Annotated in this window: 22 protein-coding genes; 3 read left to right on the plus strand and 19 right to left on the minus strand. The window is 69.5% G+C overall.

Annotated elements, in window-relative coordinates:
- Positions 1-94 precede the first annotated feature (94 nt).
- The 5 genes from ABTZ89_RS08745 to ABTZ89_RS08765 form a co-directional block, all read right to left on the minus strand.
- Entirely contained in the window at positions 95-874 is a 780-nt protein-coding gene (locus tag ABTZ89_RS08745) for an enoyl-CoA hydratase (protein WP_351041945.1), read from the minus strand.
- A gap of 336 nt (positions 875-1,210) precedes the next feature.
- Complete coding sequence (locus ABTZ89_RS08750) at positions 1,211-2,032, minus strand: SAM-dependent methyltransferase (protein WP_351041948.1); 822 nt, start codon at positions 2,030-2,032, stop codon at positions 1,211-1,213.
- A 259-nt stretch (positions 2,033-2,291) separates the two neighbouring features.
- Entirely contained in the window at positions 2,292-3,572 is a 1,281-nt protein-coding gene (locus tag ABTZ89_RS08755; protein ID WP_351041951.1) for an MFS transporter, read from the minus strand.
- Positions 3,573-3,831: 259 nt separating this feature from the next.
- Positions 3,832-4,977 carry a DUF371 domain-containing protein gene (locus ABTZ89_RS08760; RefSeq protein WP_351041954.1) on the minus strand — a complete coding sequence of 382 codons (1,146 nt, stop codon included), beginning with the start codon at positions 4,975-4,977 and terminating at the stop codon, positions 3,832-3,834.
- Positions 4,977-5,633: a hypothetical protein gene (locus ABTZ89_RS08765; RefSeq protein ID WP_351041957.1), complete on the minus strand. Its 657-nt coding sequence runs from the start codon at positions 5,631-5,633 to the stop codon at positions 4,977-4,979. Before ABTZ89_RS08765 ends, ABTZ89_RS08760 begins: the two co-directional genes overlap by 1 nt.
- A 152-nt stretch (positions 5,634-5,785) precedes the next feature.
- Between ABTZ89_RS08765 and ABTZ89_RS08770 the strand changes: the two genes are divergently transcribed.
- Positions 5,786-6,403, plus strand: a complete 618-nt coding sequence (locus ABTZ89_RS08770; RefSeq protein WP_351041960.1) for a GyrI-like domain-containing protein — start codon at positions 5,786-5,788, stop codon at positions 6,401-6,403.
- A 53-nt stretch (positions 6,404-6,456) separates the two neighbouring features.
- On the opposite strand, the gene solA is transcribed toward ABTZ89_RS08770, so the two are convergent.
- The 11 genes from solA to ABTZ89_RS08825 all read right to left on the minus strand — a co-directional run bounded on the left by solA (position 6,457) and on the right by ABTZ89_RS08825 (position 18,806).
- Entirely contained in the window at positions 6,457-7,587 is a 1,131-nt protein-coding gene (solA, locus tag ABTZ89_RS08775; protein WP_351041962.1) for an N-methyl-L-tryptophan oxidase, read from the minus strand.
- Positions 7,588-7,686: 99 nt separating this feature from the next.
- A complete protein-coding gene (locus ABTZ89_RS08780; protein WP_270948933.1) occupies positions 7,687-8,085 on the minus strand; it encodes a hotdog fold domain-containing protein in 399 nt (132 codons plus the stop codon).
- A gap of 27 nt (positions 8,086-8,112) precedes the next feature.
- Positions 8,113-9,078, minus strand: coding sequence for an ABC transporter ATP-binding protein (locus ABTZ89_RS08785; RefSeq protein WP_502949524.1), 966 nt, complete (start codon positions 9,076-9,078; stop codon positions 8,113-8,115).
- A gap of 25 nt (positions 9,079-9,103) precedes the next feature.
- Positions 9,104-10,114: an ABC transporter ATP-binding protein gene (locus tag ABTZ89_RS08790; RefSeq protein ID WP_351041969.1), complete on the minus strand. Its 1,011-nt coding sequence runs from the start codon at positions 10,112-10,114 to the stop codon at positions 9,104-9,106.
- 41 nt (positions 10,115-10,155) lie between these two features.
- Positions 10,156-11,700 carry an ABC transporter substrate-binding protein gene (locus ABTZ89_RS08795; RefSeq protein WP_351041972.1) on the minus strand — a complete coding sequence of 515 codons (1,545 nt, stop codon included), beginning with the start codon at positions 11,698-11,700 and terminating at the stop codon, positions 10,156-10,158.
- Positions 11,701-11,728: 28 nt separating this feature from the next.
- Positions 11,729-12,622 (minus strand): ABC transporter permease, encoded by an 894-nt coding sequence (locus tag ABTZ89_RS08800; RefSeq protein ID WP_351041975.1) that lies wholly within the window; start codon positions 12,620-12,622, stop codon positions 11,729-11,731.
- A gap of 10 nt (positions 12,623-12,632) precedes the next feature.
- Positions 12,633-13,553 carry an ABC transporter permease gene (locus tag ABTZ89_RS08805; protein ID WP_270948937.1) on the minus strand — a complete coding sequence of 307 codons (921 nt, stop codon included), beginning with the start codon at positions 13,551-13,553 and terminating at the stop codon, positions 12,633-12,635.
- Positions 13,550-14,386 (minus strand): enoyl-CoA hydratase/isomerase family protein, encoded by an 837-nt coding sequence (locus tag ABTZ89_RS08810; RefSeq protein WP_270948938.1) that lies wholly within the window; start codon positions 14,384-14,386, stop codon positions 13,550-13,552. The genes ABTZ89_RS08805 and ABTZ89_RS08810 overlap by 4 nt, the downstream gene beginning before the upstream one ends.
- On the minus strand, positions 14,376-16,526 hold the full coding sequence (locus ABTZ89_RS08815; RefSeq protein WP_351041979.1) for an acetate--CoA ligase family protein: 2,151 nt from the start codon (positions 16,524-16,526) through the stop codon (positions 14,376-14,378). Before ABTZ89_RS08815 ends, ABTZ89_RS08810 begins: the two co-directional genes overlap by 11 nt.
- Positions 16,523-17,188 carry a FadR/GntR family transcriptional regulator gene (locus ABTZ89_RS08820; RefSeq protein ID WP_351041982.1) on the minus strand — a complete coding sequence of 222 codons (666 nt, stop codon included), beginning with the start codon at positions 17,186-17,188 and terminating at the stop codon, positions 16,523-16,525. The genes ABTZ89_RS08815 and ABTZ89_RS08820 overlap by 4 nt, the downstream gene beginning before the upstream one ends.
- A gap of 187 nt (positions 17,189-17,375) precedes the next feature.
- Positions 17,376-18,806 (minus strand): aldehyde dehydrogenase family protein, encoded by a 1,431-nt coding sequence (locus ABTZ89_RS08825; RefSeq protein WP_351041985.1) that lies wholly within the window; start codon positions 18,804-18,806, stop codon positions 17,376-17,378.
- A gap of 149 nt (positions 18,807-18,955) precedes the next feature.
- Here ABTZ89_RS08825 and ABTZ89_RS08830 point away from each other — a divergent pair, with 149 nt between their 5' ends.
- Positions 18,956-19,756: an enoyl-CoA hydratase gene (locus ABTZ89_RS08830; RefSeq protein WP_351041988.1), complete on the plus strand. Its 801-nt coding sequence runs from the start codon at positions 18,956-18,958 to the stop codon at positions 19,754-19,756.
- Here ABTZ89_RS08830 and ABTZ89_RS08835 read toward each other — a convergent pair.
- Positions 19,743-20,351, minus strand: a complete 609-nt coding sequence (locus ABTZ89_RS08835; protein WP_351041991.1) for a TetR/AcrR family transcriptional regulator — start codon at positions 20,349-20,351, stop codon at positions 19,743-19,745. The two genes, ABTZ89_RS08830 and ABTZ89_RS08835, sit on opposite strands and share 14 nt — an antisense overlap.
- Positions 20,352-20,976: 625 nt before the next feature.
- Here ABTZ89_RS08835 and ABTZ89_RS08840 point away from each other — a divergent pair.
- Entirely contained in the window at positions 20,977-21,468 is a 492-nt protein-coding gene (locus tag ABTZ89_RS08840; protein WP_351041994.1) for a DinB family protein, read from the plus strand.
- An 88-nt stretch (positions 21,469-21,556) separates the two neighbouring features.
- Here the strand turns inward: ABTZ89_RS08840 and ABTZ89_RS08845 are convergent, their stop codons facing one another.
- Complete coding sequence (locus tag ABTZ89_RS08845) at positions 21,557-22,441, minus strand: bile acid:sodium symporter family protein (RefSeq protein ID WP_351041997.1); 885 nt, start codon at positions 22,439-22,441, stop codon at positions 21,557-21,559.
- A gap of 16 nt (positions 22,442-22,457) precedes the next feature.
- Complete coding sequence (locus ABTZ89_RS08850) at positions 22,458-23,792, minus strand: Dyp-type peroxidase (RefSeq protein ID WP_351042000.1); 1,335 nt, start codon at positions 23,790-23,792, stop codon at positions 22,458-22,460.
- Positions 23,793-23,809: the final 17 nt, after the last annotated feature.

Below are 23,809 nucleotides of genomic sequence, written 5' to 3' on the forward strand. Positions count from 1 at the left end.
CGACCAAGACGTCGACGAGATCGACGAGGTCAACTACTTCGAAGGCGACGACGAAGAGAGCGGCACGTTACGAGCAGGCACGACCCGGCGCAGCCTAGTTCCGCTTGCGGTTCAGGAATTCGGTCATGTACTTCTGCGGTTCGCCGGTGTCGAAGGCGGTGCCGAACTCGGCGACGCTGTCCGCGATGGCCTGGTCGAGGGGAAGCGCTTCCCAGGAACGCAGCAGCTTCTTCTGCTGGCGCACGGCCGCCGGGCCGAACTCCGCGAGCCGGCGGGCGGTGCGGGCCACCGCGTCGTCGAGCTCCTCGGGGGCGACGACCTCGTTCACCAGGCCCCACGAAAGCGCGGTCTCCGCATCGATGTTCTCCGCGGTGAGCATCAGCCAGTCGGCGCGACCGCCGCCGATCAGCCTGGGCAGCAGGGCCGCGTGGATCACCGACGGGATGCCGACGGCGACCTCCGGCATCCCGAACTTCGCGGTGCTGCTGCTGATCCGCAGATCGCAGGCCGCCGCGACCTCCACACCGACCCCGAGGCACCAGCCCGGCATGCGCGCGATCACCGGCGCCGGGAAGTCGCGAACCGCCTGGCACAGCCGCCGCAGGCCGTCGATGAACACCTCGGCGCTGCCCCGCTCCAACGTGGCCATCTCGGTGATGTCGGCACCGCCGATGAACGCCCGGTCGCCGGTCCCGCGCAGCACCAGTGCCCGGACCTCGGGCCGTTCGGCCAGCTCGGCGATCGCTGCGGTCACCTCACCGCTGACCGCGCTGTTGACGATGTTGAGCACCTTGGCGTTGCGGATCGTGACCGTGGCGATGCCGTCGTCGTCCACCACGCCGGTCGCGTGCTCGGTGTTGCTGATCTGGTTCAAGGCCGCTCCGTCCACCGCTGGTCCGTCGCGGCCGACCCTAAGCGCCCGGACGCGCGGGAACCAGACCCATTTCGCAACGCTAACGACCGAGCGGCAGAACGCGCAGGCCGGACGAGCTCTCAGCGCATTTCTTCGATCCTCGTTTTGTCTTTGATGCGCCGCAGGCGCATGGCCCGCCCTCGGCACTTGCACCGCCGCGGGTTCTCGGCGTTCGTCTGGCGAGGACGGCCCAGCCGCCGTGTATTGGCATACATAAGGCTGGGCACCCGCAGACCAGGCGGGCGCTGAGGTTCCGCTACCCGCACCGCCCCGCAAAACGAGTTCAAAGAAAAGCACTCAGGGCTTGATGCCGACGGCGCCGTACATGTAGATCTGCTCGTCCGGGATCTCCTCGGCCTCGTCCGGGTGCCACCGGTGGACCAGCACCACTCCCGGATCGACCAGGTCGAGCCCGTCGAAGAAGGCCGTCACCTCGGCCGCGGTGCGGGCCTTGGTGTTGATGCCGCTGGACCGGTACGCGGCGACGCCGCTGTCGGTCACCCCGGGCGCGCTGTCCGCGGTCACCGTCGACAGCGCCAGCGCGCTACCGCTGGGCAGGGCGTCCAGCAGCCGGCGGACGACGCCGAGCGCTTCGGCTTCGTCCGGCAGGAACTGCAGGATCGCGATCAGGCTCAGCGCCACCGGCCGGTCGAGGTCGAAGACCTCCGCGAACTCCGCCGACTCCAGGATCTCGCCCGCATCGCGCAGATCCGCGTCCACGTAAGCGGTTCTGCCCTCGGGCGCGCTGGTCAGCAGCGCGCGGGCGTGGGCCAGCACGATCGGGTCGTTGTCGACGTAGAGCACCCGCGACTCCGGCGCGACGTCCTGCGCCACCTCGTGCAGGTTCGGCGAGGTCGGCAGCCCGGTGCCGATGTCGAGGAACTGCCGGAACCCGCGCTCGGCCAGGAACCTCGTTGCCCGGCACATGAATTCCCGGTTGGCCCGCATCGAGGTCCGCATGTGCGGTACGGCCCGCACGATCTCGGCGGCGGCGTCCCGGTCGACGGCGAAGTTGTCCCGCCCGCCGAGCAGGTAGTCGTAGATCCGCGCCGAGTGCGGCACTTCCGTGCGCAGGTCGACCGACCCGCCGGTCGACGATCCCGATCTGCTCCAGCTCATCCAGTCGCCTCCCCGAGGTGATCACGTCCCCTCCGCGCCGGAGCGTACCGATCCCACCACCCGAGGTGACCCGGTTTTCCCGAAACCGCCGGACGACCAGGAGCCCAGCACAAAGCCCGTGAGTCCTTCGGGCTGCCATGGCGACCCAAAAGACTCACGGGCTCCGACGGAGGTGCCGGGGGGACGCAAATTCCATTGAAATTGGACGTCCGATTTCAATGGAATTTTGACTCCAGCGTGCCGAAGCGCGCCGCGGAGGTCAGGCCGCGACCGGCTGCGGCACCGCCGCTGGCCGCGGCATCGCCACCGGTTCGGCGACCGGCTCGGTCGGTTCGGCGACTGCCGGGGAGGCGACTGCCGGGGAGGCGACTGCGGGTTCCGGGATCGCTGGGCGCTTGCGGTCCAGGCCGCCCAGGGCTGCGGCCAGGACGAGGCCGACCGCTGCGAGCCCCACGCCGACCAGGTTCGGGGCCAGCAGGCCGAGGCCGCCCGCGATCACCAGGCCGCCGGCGTAGGCGCCGATGGAGTTGGCGATGTTGAACGCCGACTGCAGGGCCGCCGACACCAGCGACGGCGCGCCGCCCGCCTTGTCCATCACCAGGGCCTGCATGATCGGCGCGACCATGAAGCCGACGGCGCCGATGGCGAAGACCGTCACCGCTGCGGTGATCTTGTTGCCGGAGGTGAAGGTGAACACGCCCAGCACCGCGGCGACCCCGATCAGCGCGGCGTAGACGCCGGGCATCACGGCCTTGTCCGCGATCCGGCCGCCGAGGAAGTTGCCGACGGTCATGCCGAGCCCGGCCAGCGCGAGGACCAGCGTGACCGCGGTCGGCGAGTAGCCGGAGACGTCGGTGAGGATCGGGGTCAGGTAGCTCAGCACGGCGAAGGTGCCGCCGAGCCCGAAGGTGACGATGGCCAGCGCCAGCCACACCTGCGGCGAGCGGAACGCGGCGATCTGCTCGCGCACCGCGGACCGGCCGGCAGCGGGTCGGCCCTGGTCGGGGACCAGCCGGGCGATGGCGGCGACGCCGAGGGCGCCGACCGCGGCGACCACGACGAAGGTGGCCCGCCAACCGAACTGCTGCCCGAGCAGCGTGCCCAGCGGCACGCCCACGACGTTGGCCAGGGTCAGGCCCATGAACATCATCGAGACGGCCTTGGCCCGGTTGCCCGCGCCGGCCATGCTGGCGGCGACCACGGCCCCGGCGCCGAAGAAGGCACCGTGCGGCAGCCCGGTCAGGAACCGGAAGATCACGCCGACCCCGGCGCTGGGCGCCAGTGCGAAGAGCGCGTTGCCCGCGGTGAACAGGCCCATCGTCAGCAGGAGCATGGTCTTCCGGGACAACCGGGCGCCCAGCAGCGTCAACGCGGGCGCCCCGACGACGACGCCGAGGGCGTAGCCGGAGATCAGGTTCCCCGCGGTCGGGATGGACACTCCGAGCTCGGCGGCAGCCTGCGGCAGCACGCCCATCATCACGAACTCGGCGGTACCGATGCCGAAGGCGCCAACGGCGAGTGCGACCAGCGCGAAGGGCACAGTTCTCCTCTCGGGGAAGGACGGGAGTTGGTGGGGCCCAGCTCGCCGCGCTTCGGGGACACGACGAACTGGATCGATAAAGAGCGATTCCGCGGACCGGCACATCAGTCCGAGTGGATTCGAGCCCTCATCGGCGGCCCGGCACCCAGTCTCCGGGCCCACCCCCCGTGCCGTCCAGCCGAAACGAGGTGAACCGAAACACGCAGTAGTCACCCCTGGGAGACCACGTAACCCACACGAGCGATGGGTCAGGCGCCGGTCACTCCTCGCTGTCGCCCTTGGTGAGGCCCAGCACCACCTCGTAGGCCTGGCGGCGCGACCAGCCTGCCGAGTCCATCAGCGCCCGGGAGATCGTCTTCTGCGAGACGCCCTGGTCGAGCAGGGAACGGATCAGGCCAGGCGCGTCGACCTCGGTGTCCTCCCCCACCCCGTCGACGGGCGCGATGCAGCAGTACACGTCGGCCGATCCGGACGGGAGCTCCGAGCCCAGCCGTGGCCGCTCAGAAGCATTGACTGGCAACGTCGCCACCCCGCGCTCCCCCGCGTCCTCGACGATCCCGGACAGCTGATCGGCGGCGCACCGGAAGACGACCGCAGCGTTCGCGTGCCGGCGGACGGCCTTGACGATGCCGCGACGGTTGGTCTCGTCGACCAGCACCACCGGCGCCCGGCTCGACGACGTCGCGGCCACTGCCAGCTGCGCCGGCAGGCCGATCACCTCGAACGGCACGTCCGCGCTCGACAGCCGGGCGACCACGTCGCTGCGGGTGCTGCTCGAAGACACCACCAGAACCCGTTCGCCCTGTTCCAACGCAGCGCGGAGTCGCCCTTGGTCGGCCTTGCGCGCATCGATGACGGGCGCCCGGCGGTCCTCGCCCCGCGCCGAGTCGACCAGGGAGCGCGCCACCTGGTCCTCGACGACCACGGAGGAGGCTGCGGCGATCTCCGCACCGAGCCGCAGAACGTCGCTTTCCCGAGCGTGGAAGAAGACGAGCCCACCGGCGACGTCGAAATCGCGTTCCACCGTGATGTCCACTTCGGACTCCGGATCGCTGAGCCCGTCGAGCAGTTCACGGGGCAGCGTGCTCGCCGCCAGGTCCGCGTCGGTGGCCAACGTGTTCGCCATCCGCTCGGAGCTCCGCCGCACCACGGCCGTCGATCCCGGGCGCCACATCGAGTTCGCGACCGCGCGCACGGTCGCGCTGCGCTCCCCGGCGCTGATGGTGATCCGCACCGGCCCGGCGATCCCCGGCGCGTCGAGCTCGTGGACCTCAGCGGCGACCCCGACCACGCAGGTCGCCCGCGGAGTGATCTCCGGGTCGACCGCGAACTCCAGGGTTTTCCCGTGCGTGGCGCGGATGTTCGCGTGACCGCGGCACGTCATGCGCAGGAGCACGCCCGCCATCACGCCTTCCCGATGACGCCGGTGAGACCGAGCACGTCGAGTTCGTCGCGGGTCGAGCCCAGCCGCTTGGTCCACGAGGTGGCCAGCGCGTTCAGCTCCTCGGCGCCGAAGTACCTGGCTGCGTCCAAGGTCCAGCCGCCCTCCGCGTAGTACGGCGCGAGCTGCTCCATCGCCGAGTCCGGCGTCGGCTCCGGGTGCTCGCCGACCTCGGGTACGGGCGGACGCCACGCGTGCAGGTTGAGCGTGACCAGGAACTCCGCGCCGGGCACGCAGAGCTTCGCGAGCCCCAGCAGCATGTCCGTGTCGGAGCCGAGCATGCCGCGCAGGAGGCTCCCCCACGGCATCAGCGAGTGCAGCTCCGTGACGCCGTGGATCTCGGACGGCGGTTTCTCGGCGGAGGCCCACACGCAGAGCAGGTTCGGCGCCCCGCCCTTGGCCGGGGACACCTTGGTCTTCCCGGCGACCTTCTGCATGTTGTCCTTGGCCGCGTCGAGCGCGATCACCAGCTTGTCCGGCTCCGCGCGCGCGATGTGGTAGGCGTGCTTGGCGTTGCCGGCACCGACGTCGAGGACGACCCCGGCGGTGTGCTCGTCCAACATCTCGTCGAACTGCTCCGCGGAGAACTCCACGACGTTCTTGCCCACGACCCTGCGCATGCGCCCAGTCTAGTTTCCGCGGTCAGCGCCCCATCGACCGGCGAAAAGCAACGCGCCACCGGTTCCAGCACTAAGGTGGCGGCCTGCCCGAGGCGAATGCGGCTCCCACGCCCAGGGCCGACGTCACCGAACGCGCCCGAGGAGGAGACGCGGTGGACAAGTACGACGTCAAGAAGACGCACAAGCGGCTCTACGCCCCGTCCGCGAAGGACTTCACGATCGTCGACGTACCCGAGTTCCGGTACCTGGCGGTCGACGGCCACGGCGACCCGAACACCTCACCGGCGTACGCGAACGCGGTCGCAGCCCTCTACGGAGTGGCGTACGCGCTGAAGTTCGCCAGCAAGAAGATCCTCGACCGGGACTTCGTGGTCGCCCCGCTCGAGGGCCTGTGGCGAGCGGACGACCCCAACGCCTTCGTCGCGCGCCGCAAGGACACCTGGGACTGGACGATGCTGATCAACCAGCCGGACTGGATCACCGACGACATGATCAGAACGTCCGCAGCCGCCGTCGCGAAGAAGAAGGACAACCCCGCCCTGGAGGGCGTCCACCTGCTCACCCTCACCGAGGGGACCTGCGTCCAGATCCTGCACAGGGGTTCCTACGACGACGAGACCCCCACCCTGGACCGCCTGCACAACCACTACTTCCCCGACCACGGCCTCACCTTCAACGGCGACCACCACGAGATCTACCTCAGCGACCCCCGCCGAACCCCACCCGAGAAGCTCAAAACCATCCTCCGGCAGCCGGTGAAGGCGGTGTGACCGGTCGTGAGCGCCAAACCCGCCACCACCCGGTTCTCGCGCTCACGACGTCGTCAGGCGGGCGCGGATCGGGTCGGGGACATGAACGGGATGGGCGCGTCAGTGCCGTCGACGACCGCCTCGGCGGCTGCGGCGGCGAGCGCCGGCGCCATCTTGAAGCCGCGGCCGGAGCCGCCCGTGGCGACCACGACGCGGCCTTCGTCCCCGACGCGTCCCAGCACCGGGCGCTCGTCGGTCGTGTACAGGTCGGTGAACGCGTCCATCCGCAGCGGCTCCGGGCGCAGCGAGGTGAAGAACTCGGAGATGACCTCGCGGGCCACCTCGGTCTCCTCCCGGGAGTGCCGCCGGTCGAACGAGTCCGGGTCCGGTATCGCGCGGGCCTGCTGCGTTCCCCCGACCTTGACCGTCGCGCCGTCGACGGTGGGTGCCCCGTAGAGGAACAGGTCGTGGGTCACGCGGATGACCACGGGGTACACCTCGGGCCGGTACTGCGCAACGGCTTCGGGGGCGTACCAGCCCAGCGCGATGCGCCGCGGCTCGACCCGCGAGGCCCACTGCGCCGGGAGGAACCCGGCGGACCACGAACCGGCCGCGATCACCACCTGGCGGACGCGCCAGGTCCGGTCCGCGGTGTCGATGTGCACGGCGTCCCGGCCGGGTCGGACCGTCACCACCGGCGAGCGGGCCACCACCTGCGCACCGCGCGCCCGGGCCACCTCGGCGGCCGCGAGGACGGCGAGGTCGCAGCGCACCATTCCCGCCGCCGCGTCGAACACGCCGATCTCCCCGTCGAGCAGGCGGTGCTGCGGATAGCGTTCCGCCATCTCCCCGGCGGACAGGACCTCGACCGGGACGCCCTCGGCGGCGGCGTTCGCCTGCAGGTCCAGGATCTGCCGCTGTTGCGGTGAGCCGATCGTGAGGCCCCCGCACGGCTCGAACAAGCGGTGCCCCGACTCCTCGCAGAGCCGCAGCCACGCCTCGCGCGATCGACGGAGCAGCGGGATGTAGGCCGCACCGTCGGAGTAGGCCACCCGGAACAACCTCGTCTCACCGCCCGCGGCACCGCGGTCGTGCCCGGGCGCGTGCTGCTCGAAGCCGATCACGTCGACTCCCCGACCAGCGAGTTCCCACATCACCAGGCTGCCGATGCTGCCGACTCCCACGACTGCGACATCCGCGTCCATCCGGTACCACCCCACCATCCGGCGGGCCCGCGCCCGCGAAGTTCCAGGTCTCCTCGGCGGAAGTGCGGAGCGCCCGCAGGCGCTCCGCGCGGTCCTCCGCTACTCGAGGTCGGCTCGCGGGATGACGCTGACGTACTCGCCCCGGGCGACGACCTCCGGCGGCTCGTGCACGACGCCCTTCGTCGTCTGGCCGCGACCACCGGAATCCGTGCTGATCAGCTTCACCACCTCGACGCGCATCCGGCGGGACCGGTTCCCCTTCTGCACCAGCTCGCACCGCACCTCGATGTAGTCGCCGACGTAGCACACCGACGTGAAGTCGACGCCTTCCCAGCGGGCCAGGTATCCGGCGGACTCGCCGCGCAGCACGCCGAGCATCGCGCCCGCGTCGGACATCAGCTGCATGTAGTGCGCGGCCGGGATGACGCCCCCGGCGTACTTGGTGTCGTCGGCGCGCAGCCGCACGCGCAACGTGGTGCTGTTCACGTTGTCATCCATCGGTTTTCTCCTCGCCGTTGAAGACGGTCACTCGGGGAAGTGGCACGCGACCGAGCGCGCCGCGGAATCCGACTGCTCGAGCGCGGGGTCCTGCGATGCGCAGATGTCCTGCGCCTTCCAGCACCGGGTGCGAAAAGCGCAGCCGGACGGCACTTTCGCGGGTGAGGGGAGGTCCCCCTCGAGCACGATCCGCGACTCCTGCGCGTTCGCGTCGGGGACGGGCACGGGCGCCGACGACAGGAGCGCCTTCGTGTAGGGGTGCTTCGGGTCGTCGTAGATGTCGTCGGTGGAGCCGTACTCCACGACTCGCCCCAGGTACATCACCGCGATGTAGTCCGAGATGGTCGCGACCACGCTCAGGTTGTGCGCGATGAAGATGTAGGCGACGCCGAGCTGCTCCTGCAGGTCCTTCAGCAGGTTGATCACCTGCGCCTGGATCGACACGTCGAGCGCGGAGACCGGTTCGTCGCAGATCACCACGTCCGAGCCCGAGGCCAGGGCGCGGGCCAGACCGACGCGCTGCTGCTGGCCGCCGGAGAGCTCACCGGGTCGCCGGTCCGCGAGGTAGTCGGGCAGACCGACGGCGTCCATCAGCTCTTCGGCACGTCGAACGCGTTCGGCGCGCGATCCCCGCGGACGCATCACGTCCAGCGGTTCGCGGATGATCTGCAGCACCGTCATCCGCGGGTCGAGCGAGGTGAACGGCGACTGGAAGACCATCTGCACGCGCCGCATCAACGCGTCCCGCTGGCGCCGCCCGACGCGGTCCACCCGCTGCCCGGTGATGGACACCAAGCCGCTGGTCGGTTCTTCCAGCCCGACCAGCAGTCGCGCCAACGTCGACTTGCCGCACCCGGACTCGCCGACGACACCGATCGTCTTGCCTGCCGGGACGCTCAGCGAGACGCCCCGGACGGCTTGGACGAGGTCGCCCTTGCGGTGACCGGGATAGGACTTCACCAGGTCGTCCGCCGACAGCACCGGGTCCACCACCCGGTCCTCGGCGGCGATGCTCGCCTCAGCTGACAGCACGGAAGTTCTCCTCCCAGTATCGGCAGGCGGAGTCGTGGCCCGGCCCGACCGGTTCGAGGCCGACCGGAACCGACGCGCACTCGTCGCGCGCGTAGGCGCAGCGGGTGTGGAACCGGCATCCGCTCGGCCAGTTCGTCGGGCTCGGCGGCGAGCCGGGGATCGACACGAGGCGTTCGGAGCGGCGGTCCGAGCGGGGTACGGCGTTGAGCAGGCCTTCGGTGTAGGGGTGGCGCGGCGAGTTGAAGACGTCGCGCATCCCGCCGGATTCGACCACGCGGCCCGCGTACATCACCGCGACGCGTTCCGCGATCTCCGCGACGACGCCCATGTCGTGGGTGATGATCACGAGCGCCATGCCGGTCTCCTCGCGCAGATCGCGCAGCAGCTGCAAGATCTGCGCCTGGATCGTCACGTCGAGCGCCGTGGTCGGTTCGTCGGCGATCAGCAGGTCCGGGTCGAGCGCGAGCCCGGTCGCGATCAGAACCCGCTGCCGCATCCCGCCGGAGAACTGGTGGGGGTAGTCCTTGAGGCGCTCCGCCGCCGACGGAATCCCCACCATGTCGAGGAGTTCGACCGCGCGCTGCCGGCACCGCGCCGCATTCCACCCCTTCCTGATGCGCAGCGCCTCGGTGATCTGGTAGCCGACGGTCAGCGACGGGTTGAGCGAGGACAGCGCGTCCTGCGCGATCAGCGCCATCCGGTCGCCGCGGATCTCGCGCAGCTGCCGCTTCGAGACGCCGGTCAGGTCCACCCCGTCGAAGGTGACCGTTCCCCGGATCCGCACCCGCCTGCTCTGCTGGTGCAGGCCCAGCACCGCGCGCATCGCCGCGGACTTCCCCGAACCCGACTCGCCGACGATCGCCACCGAGCCGCCGCGGTCGATCGACAGCCCGAAGTCGTTCACCGCCGCGACCTCGCCCCGCGGGGTGGCGAATTCGACCGAGAGCTGCTCGACCACCAGCAGCGGGCCTTCCCCGCCGTGCTCCGGTGAGGTCATGTCCCCTCCTTTCCCGCGACGACTCGCTGGACGTTTCGCCCTCACTTGAGCTTGATGTCCTTGAGGAAGATTCCTTCGCCGAGTTCCGGCTTCCACTCCAAGCCGTCCCGGAGGCCGTACATGGCGTCCGCCTGCCACATGGCGCCCACCGCGTAGTTGTCGTGGATGACCTTCTGGGCCTGCTGCCAGAGCTCGCGGTTCTTCGCCTCGTCCGTGGTCCGGTTGGCGTGGTCGGACAGCGCGTCGTACTCGGGGAGCCGGGCGATGCTGGAGGTCGCGGTGGTCTTGATGAAGGAGTCCAGCTTGCTGGCGTCCTCCTCGCCGAAGTCCCAGCCGATGATGTAGAAGGGGCCCGCGCTGCCGCTGGTCATCTGGTTGATCAGCCGGGCCCACTCGACCTTCTGCGGCTTGATGTCGAAACCGGCCTGGTTCAGCTGCTGGTTCATCGCCTCGTAGATCTGCTTGTCGGCCGGGTACCGGCCTTCCGAGGTCTTGGTCTCGACGGTCAGCTTGTCCGGGAATCCCGCTTCCTTCAGCAGTTCCTTGGACTTCGCCGGGTCGAAGGAGTACGGCTGGATGGAGTTGTCGTACTGCTTGACGTTCGGGCTCATCGGGACGCTGAGCGCCCGCCCGTGGCCCTTGAGCAGTTCGTCGACGATGCCCTTGACGTCGACGGCGTGCACGAACGCTTCGCGCACCTTCGGGTCGTTGAACGGCGCTTTGCGCATGTCGAGGAGGACGGTGTAGACGAGCCCGTTGGGGCTGGAGGCGACGTGCACGCCGTCCGCGTCCTCGACGTTCTGCACCTCCTCGACCGGGATCCGCTCGATCAGGTCCACCTCGCCCGCGCGCAGGGCGTCGACCCGCGTCTTGGACTCCGGCACGAAGGAGTAGGTCGCGCCCTTCACGTCCGGTTTCTCGCCCCAGTACTCGGGGTTCTGGGACAGCGTCACCGACTGGCCCTTGTTCCAGGCGTCGAGCTTGTACGGACCGGTGCCCACCGGCTTGTCCGCGACGGTGCCGAAATCGGACTCGCTGAAGTACTTCGGCGGCACGATGTAGACCCGGCCGGTGCCGCCGTTGGGCTGCATCCGCAGCGGCAGCGAGGGATTCGGGTACTTGGTGACGATGTCGACGGTGTCGTCGTCGACGACGTTGACCTGCGCGATGGACGAGATCTGGCTGGCGCTCACCGACGAGGTCGTCTTCGGGTCCAGGATGCGCTCGATCGAGTACTTGACCGCCTGGGCGTTGAACGGTTCCCCGTTGGTGAACTTGACGCCCTGGCGCAGCTCGAACCGCCAGGTCGTGTCGTTGACCAGGTTCCAGGACGTGGCGAGCTTCGGCTTCAGCTGGTGCGTGGTCGTGTCCATGTCGAGCAAGGTCTCGTAGATCTGGTTCATCACGGCGAGGTCCGGCCCGCTGGACGAGCGCTGCGGGTCGAGCATGTCCACCCCGGCGCTCAGCGCGACCTTGATCGTGCCGTTCCCGCCACCGGCCGAGCTGTCCTCGACCGAGCACGCCGCGGTGCCCGCGGTGAGGGCCGCGGCAGCGACCGCCGCCGCGAGCCTTGTTCTGCGTCTCATCTGGAATCTCCTTGGTGTGCGGAAGTTTCTAGGAACCCGCGTGCGGGTCGAAGCGGTCCCGGATCGCTTCGCTGATGATGTTCACGCTGAGCACGAGCAGGAAGATCGCGACTCCGGGGACGACGGTGATCCACCACGCCGAGGCCATGTACTCGCGTCCGTCGCTCAGCATTTCTCCCCAGCCGGGGGACGCCGCCGGCGCCGAGAGCCCGATGAAGCCGAGCCCCGAGATGATGACGATCGCCGTGCCGAACGCGAGGCTCCCCAGCACGAGGATCGATGAGACGACGTTCGGCAGGACGTGCCGCAGGACGATCCGCCAACCCGATCCGCGCATCACGCGCACGGCGAGGACGTACTCGAGCTGGCACACCCGGCGGGTCTCCACCTGGACCACCCGGGCGATCTCGACCCAGGACGCGAGTGCGACGACGAGGACGACGAGCCAGAAGCTCGCGCCCAGGATCCCGACGACGGCCAGGGCGAGGAGGAAGAACGGGAAGGACAGCTGGAGGTTGGTCAGCAGGACGAGGAGGTCCCCGAGCTTGCCGCCGCGGTAGCCGCACACCAGCCCGAGCAGGGCGCCCACCGCCGTGCCGATCGCGATGGCGAGGACCGACTGCAGGACGATCGTGTGCGCCCCGGCCAGCACCAGGGACCAGATGTCGCGGCCCAGCGCGTCGGTGCCGAAGACGTGGGTCCCCGCGGCCGTTTCGCTGCCCGGCGGCAGGAACCGGCTCCTGATCTGCTGCTCGCCGGGATCCATCGGGGCCAGCCGGTCGCCGAAGAACGTGATGACGGCGAAGCCCAGCAGGACGATCGCCGCGATCGCCGTGAGCACCCGGTTGCGCAGGGCGCCGCGGAGCCTGCGGACGCTCTCCGATGCCCCGGTGGGTGCGCTCGCTCGAATGGTCGTGGTCATCGAGTTCTCCTCACGCGGCTGTTCTCAGCCGCGGGTTGGCGGCGCGGGCCAACACCTCGGTCAGGACCGTGACGATCGCGAAGATCACGGCGACGTAGACGACGATTCCCTGGACCACCGGGAAATCGCTCCGGCTGATCGACCGGACCGCCAGGGTGCCGATCCCGGGCCAGGCGAACACGGTCTCGGTCAGCACCGCGCCGCCGAACAGGCTGCCGAACTGGACCCCGCCCAGGGCGAGCACCGGCAGCAGTCCGTTGCGGAGCACGTGCACCGTCAGCACCCGGAACTCGCCCGCCCCCTTGGTCCGGGCGGTGTCGACGTACGGCATCGGCAGCACGTCGAGGACCGAGGCGCGGGTGAGCCGCGCCATCTGCGGGAAGAGGAAGAGCATCAGGTTGACGGTCGGCAGGATCAGGCTCGCCACGCCCACCGTGCCGAACGTCGGCAGCCAACCCAGGTTGACCGCGAAGACCTGCAGCAGCAGGAGCCCCGACCAGAAGGCAGGCACCGAGTTCCCGACCACCGCGACCGCCTGGACCAGGCGGTCCAGGACGCCGCCCCGGCGAACCGCGGCCAGCGTGCCCAGCGGAACGGCGACCAGCACCGTCAGCACGAACGACGACACCGCGAGGATGGCCGTGTTCGGCAGGTACCTCAGGACGACGGCCGACACCGAGGAGCTGTCGAAGTAGGAATCACCGAGATCGCCTCGCACTGCCCCACCGAGGTAGGCGAGGTACTGCTCCAGCAGCGGCCGGTCGATCCCCAGCTGCGACCGCAGCTGGGCGCGCTGTTCGGCGCTGGCGTCCTGGGGCAGGATGAGACCGGTCGGGTCTCCACTCATCCTGGCGAGGACGAAGGTGAGCGTCAGCGCGCCGAAGATGACCACGATCCCGATCGCGATGTGCTTGACCAGCAGTTTCGTCATGGCTGCGCTGACCTCGGGACGCGAGGGGTCGGCTGGTAGTACTCGGCCCGCCACGCGGCTGCCCGCTTCGGGCCGTTCGTCTCGACCTGCCGCTTGAACTCCCTGGTCACCTCGTCCTCGAAGGAGGACAGGTGGACCACGGTGTCCACCCAGCTGTCCATGTGCGCGACCATCCCGGCGGTCTCGTACACGCGGTTGATCCCCTGCTTGGTGACGCGCAGCGCACCGGAGGGGAGCTTGCGCAGCCGGTCGGCGACCTCGTGCACGCGTTCGTCGAATCGCTCGTCGGCGACGACCTCCGACACCAGGCCGATGCGGTGCGCTTCGGTGGCGTCGAACCGATCGCCGAGCAGCAGGACTTCCTTGGCCTGCTTGTGGTTCATCATCCAGGGCACCATCAGGAACGCGGCGCCGTCGCCGAACTGGATCTCCGGCTCGCCGAGCTCGCAGGACTCCGCCGCGATGGTGAAGTCCGCAGGCAGCACGAGTTCGAAGGCACCGGCGAGGCAGTACCCGTGGACGGCGGCCACGACGGGCTTGGGCGAGTTCCAGATCGCCCAGCGGACCCGGTTGGAGCCGGAGCGGAGCCGGTCGATCTTCGACTCGACGTCCGAGTCGGCCACCTGGTGGGCCAGGTCGAAACCGGCCGAGAACGCACGTCCCTTGCCGCGCAGGACGATCGCGCGGCAGCTGGCGTCCTGGGCGGCCTGCTCGACCAGCCGCCCGATCTCGTCGTACATCGGGTAGGTGAGCGCGTTGAGCTTGTCCGGATTGTTCAGCCAGATGGTCAGCACGCCTTGCGACAGCTCGCTGATGACCCGTTCATCGGACATCGTGGACTCCTCGTGCCGGCTCGGATTCGAGAACAACTGCGGCGTCCGCGGCCCGGAGGTCGCTTCCCACCGCCATGAGCGGGTTGATGTCGACGCTCTCGACGGACTCGTCGGCGCGGCACATCTCGTGCAGCGCGGTGACCTGGCGGTGGAGCTCCTGGAGGTCGACCGCTGGTTTCCCCCGCCAGGCGCCCAAGTAGGCCGCCACCGGCGATCGCTCGATCGCGGCGGCGAACTCGGCAGCGTCGAGCGGCGGGATCAGCACGGCAACGCGCGCGGCCACCTCGGTCAGGACGCCGCCGACGCCGATGACGACGGTGTGGCCGAAGGTCACGTCCTTGCGGATGCCGAGCAGGAGCTCTCGGTCCCCGGTGACCTGCTGCGACACCGTGCAGTCGACCGCCCCGCCCGCGCCGGGGATCGCGCTCATCTGCTGGAACGCGGCCGCCACCTCGTCGGCCGTCGTCAGGCCGAGCCGGACGCCGTTCACGTCCGACTTGTGCGCCACATCGGTCAGCTGGGCCTTCAGGACGACCGGGTATCCCATCGCGTCCGCTGCCGCCACCGCTTCTTCGGCGGAGGACACCAGCTCCTGGCGAACCGCGGGAACCCCGGCGGCGGCGATCTTCTGGAGGGATTCGTGCTCGGTGAGCGTGAAACCCGAACCGGCGCCGGGCTGTTGCGGATCCGGTCCGGTCCTCTGCAGACCTTCGAGGCGCGCCAGGAAAGCGCCGCGCTTCTGCAGCGCCGCCAATCCGGCTGCGGCTTCCGCCAGCGAGCCGTAGCACGGCACACCGCTGCGGCGCATCTCGGAGAACGACTCCTCGAAGTCCTTCGCGAAGGGCGTGTAGAAGACGATCGGCTTGCCCAGTTCTCGTTGCAGAGCGGCGAAAAGCGGTGCCGCGGTCCGGAACGTGAGCCCATTGTCGTCGACCAGGCCCGGACGCCAGCCCTCGCCGTACAGCCCGTAGCTGAGACCGCCGTGGAACTCCGGCTTGCTCAGCGGGTAGCGCATCAGGGTCTGGAACAGCGTGAGGTCCTCGGTGAACCCGCCGGTCATGTCCACCGGGTTCGACATCGGGGCCCACGGCGGCAGGTACTCGCCGAACGTGTCCTTCAGCTCCTGGTCGAAGGCCGGGACCGTCAACCCGGCACGTTCGACGGCGTCGGTGCCGACCGTCGAATGTCCGCCGCCCGAGCCGACGATCGCGACGTTGCCGCCCTTCATCGGCGGGCAGCGCAGCAGCGCCTCGACGACCGCCACCACGTGGTCGAGGTCCCGGACCTGCACGATCCCGGCCTGCTCGAACGCCGCGTCGTAGATGTCCTCGGCCGCGGACAACCGCGAGGTGTGCGAGGCGGCCGCGCGGCGGCCGGCGTCGGTCACACCTCCCTTGATGGCCACGATCGGCTTGCGGGCGGCTACGGCGCGGCACCGCGCGATGAAGTCGGGACCGACGTTCTCCTGCAGGCTCTCCAGGTAGAGCAGGATGATCTCCACCGCGTCGTCCTGCGCCATGTGCTCGACGTAGTCGGCGACGGGGATGTCGGCCTGGTTGCCGAAGCTGACGAACGTCTGGAAGCCGAGATCGTGCCGCTTGGCCACGTCGAACACGCTGAGCGCGATGTTGCCGCTCTGCGAGGCGAATCCGATCGGCCCCGGGTCGAGGCTCTCGACGTCCGTCAGGTTCATCCGGCTGCCGGTGCTGAACACGCCCATGCAGTTCGGACCGACGACGCGCATGCCGAGCTCGTTGCAGCGCGCCACCATGTCGCGCTGGACCTCGGCGCCATCGGAGCTCATCTCAGCGAAGCCCGCCGTGAACACGATGCCGACCTGGACCCCGGCCTTCGCCGCATCGATCATCGCCTGCGGTGTCGCCTGCGCGCCGACCGCGCCGAAGACCAGGTCCGGCACTTCGGGGAGGTCCGCCACCGAACGGTAGATCTGCTCGCCGTCGACGACGCCGCCGTTGCGCCCCACGGCGTACGCGCGGCCTTCGAACCCGTTCTTCCGGAGCCGGTCGAGGAAAACGTTGCCGCTCCGCCTCGAGCTCGCCGAAACACCGATGACCGCAACGCTTTTCGGGGCAAACAGAGCATTGAGGTAATGACCCACCGGGATTCTCCCTGTCCTCATCGACTGGAAAGTCTGACCATGTCTTTCACCCAGGCCGCCGCGCGTTCGAGGGATTCCTCCGCGATGCGTTGCGCGGTTCCGGAATCCTGCTGCTCGATCGCGCGAGCGATCTCCTTGTGGTTCGCAAGTCCCCAATCCGCCGAGTTGGGCTCGGTGTAGAGGGGGAGGAAGGTCTGATAGGCGCGGGCGATCGCGTCCGTGGTGACCATGTACAGGTACCGCAGCACCGGGCTGTGCGCGGCCTCCGCCAATGCGTGGTGGTATTCGAGGTCCGCTTCGAGCGCGGCGACCCGGTTCGCGGCCCTTTCGGCGCGCTCGAGCGCTGCACCGATCTGAGCGAGATCATGCTCGGTCGCCCGCTCGCACGCAAGCAGGATCACGTGCTTTTCCAACAGAATTCGTGATTCGTAGAGCGAGGAACAATCCGGGTCCTCGGACGTGATGTCGACGAGCGAGTCGTCCGGAACGTGCCCCGGGGCTTCCGCCGTGACGAAGGTGCCCGCGGTGCTCCGCTCGAACAACCGCATCAAGGTGAGCGCTTTGACGGCTTCCCGCACCGTTCCCCGAGCAACTCCGTAGGACTTGGCGAGCTCCATCTCGTTGGGGAGCTTCGCGCCCGGCACGAGCTCGCCGGCCGCGATCTTGCCGCGCAGATCGGCCACGATGTCGTCCGACAGGGTTCCTCGTTCCAACCGAATCCACTTCGCCACCTCGAGCGCCCTTTCGGCTTTCGACCACCGGTGAACCGGTCATCGGACGTAGGGTTGTCCTACAACGCGGTGCGCGATTGCGCCGCCCCGCACCGGAAAACCCCGGTTCGGGACCGATTTCGAACTGGATCAGCTCCGCTCAGCCACCGGCAGCGGGAAGCTGGATCGACTGCGTTTCCAGGTACTCGGCCATGCCGTGCACGCCGAGTTCCCTTCCGTATCCGGAGAACTTGAACCCGCCGAAGGGGGCGGCCGGGTTGAAGGGCGCGCCGTTGACGTCGACCTGCCCGGTGCGGATCCGCTGGGCCACGCGCACGGCGCGGTCGGTGTCCTGCGACCAGACCGAGCCGCCGAGCCCGTACCGCGTGCCGTTCGCGATCTCGACGGCGTGGTCCTCGTCCTGGTAGCCGATGATGGACAGGACCGGACCGAAGATCTCCTCCTGCGCGATGGTGGACCCCGGGTCCACATCGGTGAACACCGTCGGCCGCACGAAGTAACCGCGGTCCACCCCGTCCGGTGGCGCCTCGCCACCCACGAGCAGTCGCGCGCCCTCGCTCAAGCCGGTGCGGATGAACTCCCTCACGCGTTCCCGCTGCCGATCGCTGATCACCGGACCCATGCGCGTCCCGTCGTCGGCCGGATCCCCCACCGCGTGCTTCGCCGCGGCCGCCAGGGCCAGCTCGTTCACGCGTTCCAGCTCGTCGGCCGGCACGAGCATCCGCGTCCACGCGTTGCACGCCTGCCCGGAGTTGAAGAACGCGTTCGCGACGCTGACCTTCACGGCCGTCGGGATGTCGGCGTCGGGAAGGACGAGACTCGCCGACTTCCCACCGAGTTCGAGCGTCACGCGCTTGACCGTGCGCGCGGCCGCAGCCGCGACAGCCCGCCCGACCTCGACGGATCCGGTGAACGAGACCAGGTCCACGTCGTCGTGGTCGACCAGCGCTCGACCGGCCGCCGGCCCGCCGGTGACGACGTTGAACACCCCGCCCGGCAAGCCGGCATCGGTCAGGACCTCGGCGAGGAGCAGCGCCGACAGCGGGGCGAGCTCGCTGGGCTTGAGCACCACCGAGGCACCGGCCGCCAACGCCGGGATGACCTTGCTGGTCACCTGGTGCATCGGGAAGTTCCACGGGGTGATGGCCGCGACGACGCCCACCGGCTGCTGGACGACCAGCGAGTTCCCGAGCCGCTCCGCGAAGGGGCGCGATGCGAGCAGGTCGGCCGTCGTCGAGGTGACGGTGATCGGCAGCTGCGCGTGCACGGACCGGGAGATCCGGATCGGCGCCCCCAACTCGGCCGTCACGAGCTGGGCGATCTCCTCCCGGCGGTCTTCGAGGAGCTCGGCGACCCGGCGCAGCAGCGCGGCCCGGTCCGCCGGGGACGTGGCAGCCCACCTCCCGAACGCCGCACGCGCGGCCCCGACGGCGCGGTCGACGTCGTCAGGTCCCCCGTCGGCGACGGTCGCGATGACGCGCTGCGCAGCCGGGTCCTCCACCTCGATCGACGGCCCGCCAACGGGTTTCGCCGCACCGCCGATGAACTGGCCGTGTTCGGGAACTGGCACGAGCCCCTCCCTCCAGATGTGATCGCGGTCATGCAATTTCTAAACAACTGTTTAGACATCTGTCAACCCTGATGCATATGATCGCTGCACCACGTGGTCATAGATCTAAACGATTGATCAGTGCTTGACCAAGTCTGGAGGCGGCTGCGGTGAGCGAGCCCGAACTTGTCCAACTGCGGGTCCAGGACGGCGTCGCGGCGGTGACGCTGAACCGACCGGAACGACTCAACTCGATGACCGCTGACCTGCTCGAGCAGGCGACGCGCGCGCTGGAGACCGTCGCCGCCGATCCCTCGATCCGCGCAGTGGTCCTCACCGGAGCGGGCCGCGCGTTCTGCGCCGGTGGCGACCTCTCCCGGGGCGCTGGCGGTGGTGTCACCGACGGCGTCGACCCCGAATCGCGCGCGGGGCTGCTGCGGCGGTTCATGGAGACTTCGAAGCTGCTGCACGAGATGCCGGCCGTGACCATCGCCGCCATCAACGGGGCGTGCGCGGGCGCTGGGTTGTCGTGGGCGTGCGCCTGCGATCTCCGCTACTCCTCGGCGAAGGCGAAGTTCAACGTGGCGTTCCTCAACGCCGGGCTCTCGGGCGACTTCGGCGGGACGTGGACGTTGCCCCGGATCATCGGCTACGGCCGAGCGCGCGAGAAGTACCTGGTCTCCGAGCCGTTCGACGCCACCGAGGCCGAGCGGATCGGCCTCGTCTCGCGCGTCTTCGATGCGAACCGCCTCCTGCCGGAGGTGTTCGGCATCGCCGGCAAGATCGCCACCGCGGCGCCGCTCGCCGTCTCGCGGATCAAGCAGAACCTCGTCGACAGCGAGTTCGCGGACTTCAGTCGATCACTCGACCTCGAGGCCCGGCGGCACACCGAATGCGTGGAGTCCGACGACGGGCGTGAAGCGGCGAGGGCGTTCGTGGAGAAGCGCGTCCCGCAGTTCACGGGGCGTTGACGGACTCCGACTCGTAGGTGGGCGGTTCGAACCGCGGGCCCCGCGTCGCCCCGACGAGGGAGAGGGCCATGTGCCCGTAGCGCCACGCGATCTCCTCGGGGCTGAGCGGCCCGGATTCCCGGTACCAGCGAGCCACGAACGTGCACATGACGACGACCGCTCGACTCGCCTCGAGCGGCCACGGAGCCGTGAAAACGCCTTCGGCGCAGCCTTCTTCCACGCACGCGTCGAAGAGCCGCTGCAACCTGTCCCGCTGCGCGATGTTCTGCTCGCGGTTCGCGGGTTCGAGGCTCCTGATCTCGCTGTTGACTATGAAGCTGGAGGCCACGTCGGACGCGTTCCAGAGCACGTGCGCCTGCGCGGCGGCGAACAACCGCGCCACCGGGTCCGGGCCGGCCCGCCGCAGCGCGGCTTCGGTCTTGTCGATCGAACTGGCCATGAACCTGGCGATGATGTCCACCAGGAGGTTCTGCTTGGAGGAGTAGTAGTGGTAGAGCGCGGCGGGGGTCACCCCGGCTTCTTGAGCGATGTCCCGGACCGACGACCCGTCGTACCCGTGCTGGTAGAAGCAGCGAACCGCGGCATCGACGATCACCTGGGGTCCCGGCCGACGCGAACCAGAACTACCACTCCCGCGCGTCACGACCGAAAGCCCTCACCACTCGAGATCCCCTTCAAACCCACGCAGGTCAGCGTACGGCGACCCCCGCGAACCCGTCGACCGGGCGGGCAGAGCTCACACGCACCATCGCCGCCTCGACAACCCGGCAACGTCGAAGAGCAGAACCCGGCCGCAGCACCAACAGCCCCGAACCGACCGGAATGCCCTTGGCACCCAACGACTCTCGACTACGCAGCAGACCATCCGCGGCAGTGCGCGGCTTCACCCGCAGGAAGCGTTCCCCCGTCGTCGGGAACCCCGGTCTCACCTCCACCGTGGTACGTTGACCCCAGCGGGACCTCTGCGGCAGCCCGGACGCGAAGTCCGGGGTATAGCCGGTCCCATCGTCTCGGCACCCCAGGCACTGGCCGCCGACGACATCCCTCCCGGCCCGGATTCCGCGTTCGCCACCGAACCGATCAACCGGCCCGCTCGCCCGCGAGCGACATCATCACCGCTCACCGGCCGTCTCGCCGAATCCGGCACCCCCAGCAGCACCACCAGCCAACCAACCGGGAAACCGCGACCGCCACGCTGTCCACGAAGGGAAGCGCACGACATGAAGGTCCCGACCCGCATCACCGACGGCCCAGAGCGCCAGATGCTCGAGTACGTCCTCGACCACACCCGAGCCGAACTGATCGACACGGTCCGAGGCCTCTCCGAAGCGGAGGCCCGCCGCCGCCTCGTCCCGTCCAGGACGACGTCGATCGGCCTGATCAAGCACGCAGCGTTCGCAGAGCGGAAGTGGTTCCAGCACATCCTGGGCGGCCTGCCGGAATCAGAATGCGACGGCCCCATGGTGGGCGAAGCCAGCTTCACGGTCAGCAACGACGAAACGGTCGCCGACGTGATAGCGGAATTCGAACGAGCCAGCACCAGAGCCCGCGAGATCGCCGCAGAAGCAGAGCTGGACGCCACCCGCCACCACGCCTCGGTCGGCACGGTGACCCTCCGATGGATCTACCTGCTCATGATCCAAGAGTTCGCCCGCCACGCAGGCCACAACGACATCCTGAAAGAACAAGCAGAAGCAGCAAACCAAACCTGAACCAGCCCCGAAGAACCACCGGCCACGAGCCCCAGCAGCACAAACGGCAACAGCCCGTTCAATGCAGTTGAGGCCCAATCACCGCAGCTCAGTTGCCCGGAGCGGCAGCGTCTGGGGTACTCCTGCGCTTGCTGAGCAGTGTGGCGATGGGGAGGGCTGCCGCCAGGCCGCTGAGGAGGATCGCGGCGAGTGCGCCGAGGACGGCGGGCTGGTCGGCGAAGGCGAGGCCGATGGCGGCCAGGGCGGGGCCGGCATTGCGCACTGAGGCGACGCCTCCCATGGTGGTGCGGCGTGTGATCGGGCCGGTGGCCAGCAGCGTTCCCACGGCGAAGGCGAATGCGGCGAGCAGGAAGCCGGCGAGCAGGGCGAGGGAGCCGAAGAGGTCGGCGACATCGCGCCAGCTGCCGAGCAGCATGCCTGCCAGCACGATCAGGAAGGTGACGTTGGAGACGGCGGCTGCCGTGGACTGCCATGACTGTGCGGTGGGTTCGGCGTAGCGGCGCAGGAGCAGGCCGATGGCGAACGGGACGAGTTGCAGGAGCGCCACCGTCCGCACCAGCGCGCCGACGTCGAGGGAGACCTTCGTGCCGATGTCGGCGACGGTGAGGATGGCGTTGGCGGTGGGGGCGAAGGTGAGGCTGCCGAGGGAGGCGAGCAGTACCTGCATCGCCGCGCCCGCGACGACGTCCCCTCGCTGCACCGTCGCCAGCTTCGCCCCGAAGGGGCCGCCCGGGGACGAGGCGATCAGGACGAGGGCGATGAAGGCAGCCGCGGGAAGACCGAACAGTGCTCCGATGCCCCAGCCGAGCAGCGGGATGACCACCATGTTGGCGATCAGCGCCAGCAGCAGAAGCGGAATGTCGGCGAAGACGCCGCGCAGTGCCGGGACGGTGGCTCGCAGGCCGGCGGCGAACATGGTGGCCGCGATGAAGATCACGGTGACCGCGTTGAGGACGAGGTGCAGGGCGTCCATGGCGCTTGCCCGCCCGTCAGTCGCGAAGGTCTCCGAGCCAGCGCAGGGCACTCAGGCTCGGCAGGAAGCAGTACTCGCCTCCACGGGTGACGACGAACCGGGGCAGCGGGGCGAGGCGGCGCCGTACGGGCCGCCGGGGAATGGTGTAGCCGGTCTGTCCGTCCGCGGCGCCGACGACGGGGTCCTTCGTGTCACCGGCCCCGAAGAAGACGCCGTCGTTCATCCACTGCGACTGGACGAACTCGAACTGCCGGCCCAGGTGGGCGCCGATGAACGCGAACATCAGGCCGCGGTCCGCTCCGTCGTCCTCCAGGACGCCTTCGGGCAGCGGCGGACCGTAGATGGCGCCGCGCCGGATCATGCGGTGCAGCCGTACCTCCCCTGCCACCGAGGCGTCGCGCGGGTTGGCCCGGCGGATGTGGCAGCCGCCGGGCGTGGTGAATCCCGTCGGGTCGTCCTGCTCGTACAGGAAGGTGTTGCGGCGGCGGGGGTCCGTGCCGAGTGCGGGGTCGTCGTGCTGCGGGGCGAGGGCCAGCGGGGCCCCGCTGCGCCAGCGGCCCATGATCTTCGCGGCGATCAGTTCTTCGTCCTGGGCGCCGGTGGAGTTGTCCTTGAGGTAGCGCCTGAACGCGGCGACGTCCTGGTGGAGTTTGCGGAAGACCGCGTAGCTGCCGTTGCGCCCGAGCACGGCCGGCTGCGGCGTCCGGAGACCGCCGATCTCATCCGGGTAGCCGAGGACGAACTCCCCGCCCTTCAGCGGCGTTTCCAGCCTGTTGGACCCCGGGATGCCGCTGCCTTCGACGGCCGGATGGCTGACGCCGTCGAGGTAGCCGAAGTGTTCCTTCTCGGTGGGCAGCGCGGAGCAGTCCTGCCGCCAGATCGACGTCACGCCGGACAGGCGGTCGTAGGCGGGCCGGGCGCGGTCGATGGCCGCCTCCAGGCGCAGGGGGTCGGGGGCGACAGCCGCGATCACCACATGGACGTCGCGCGTGCCGAGCGGTGCTTCCCAGTGCTGCGGGCTGCTCGCCCCTTCGTCGCGCAGCGCTCGTGCGCGGGCCGCCATGCCCTGCCGGAACTCCCAGGCGAACGACTCCAGCGAGGAGCGCGGCACACCCAGCGCCTGCAGGCCCCAGTACGTGACAGCGACACTGACCCAGGTGTCCCCGAGGGGGCTGGAGGTGTCGGCGGCCGAGGTGGCGGCCGCGCTCGCGCGCCGCATCAACTCCCGGCCTCGGTCCCGGTCGTCGATGCGGAACACCAGGTACGTGGCCGAGTACGGGGTGGGGCGCGGGCTGAGGACCCCGCGCTGGATGTCGTCGAGTTCGAGTGTGACGTCCGTGGGTGCGCTCACGTCGGCCTCCCTGCGGC

The sequence above is a fragment of the Saccharopolyspora sp. NPDC002686 genome, from assembly GCF_040295745.1.
Classification (GTDB): Bacteria; Actinomycetota; Actinomycetes; order Mycobacteriales; family Pseudonocardiaceae; genus Saccharopolyspora; species Saccharopolyspora oryzae.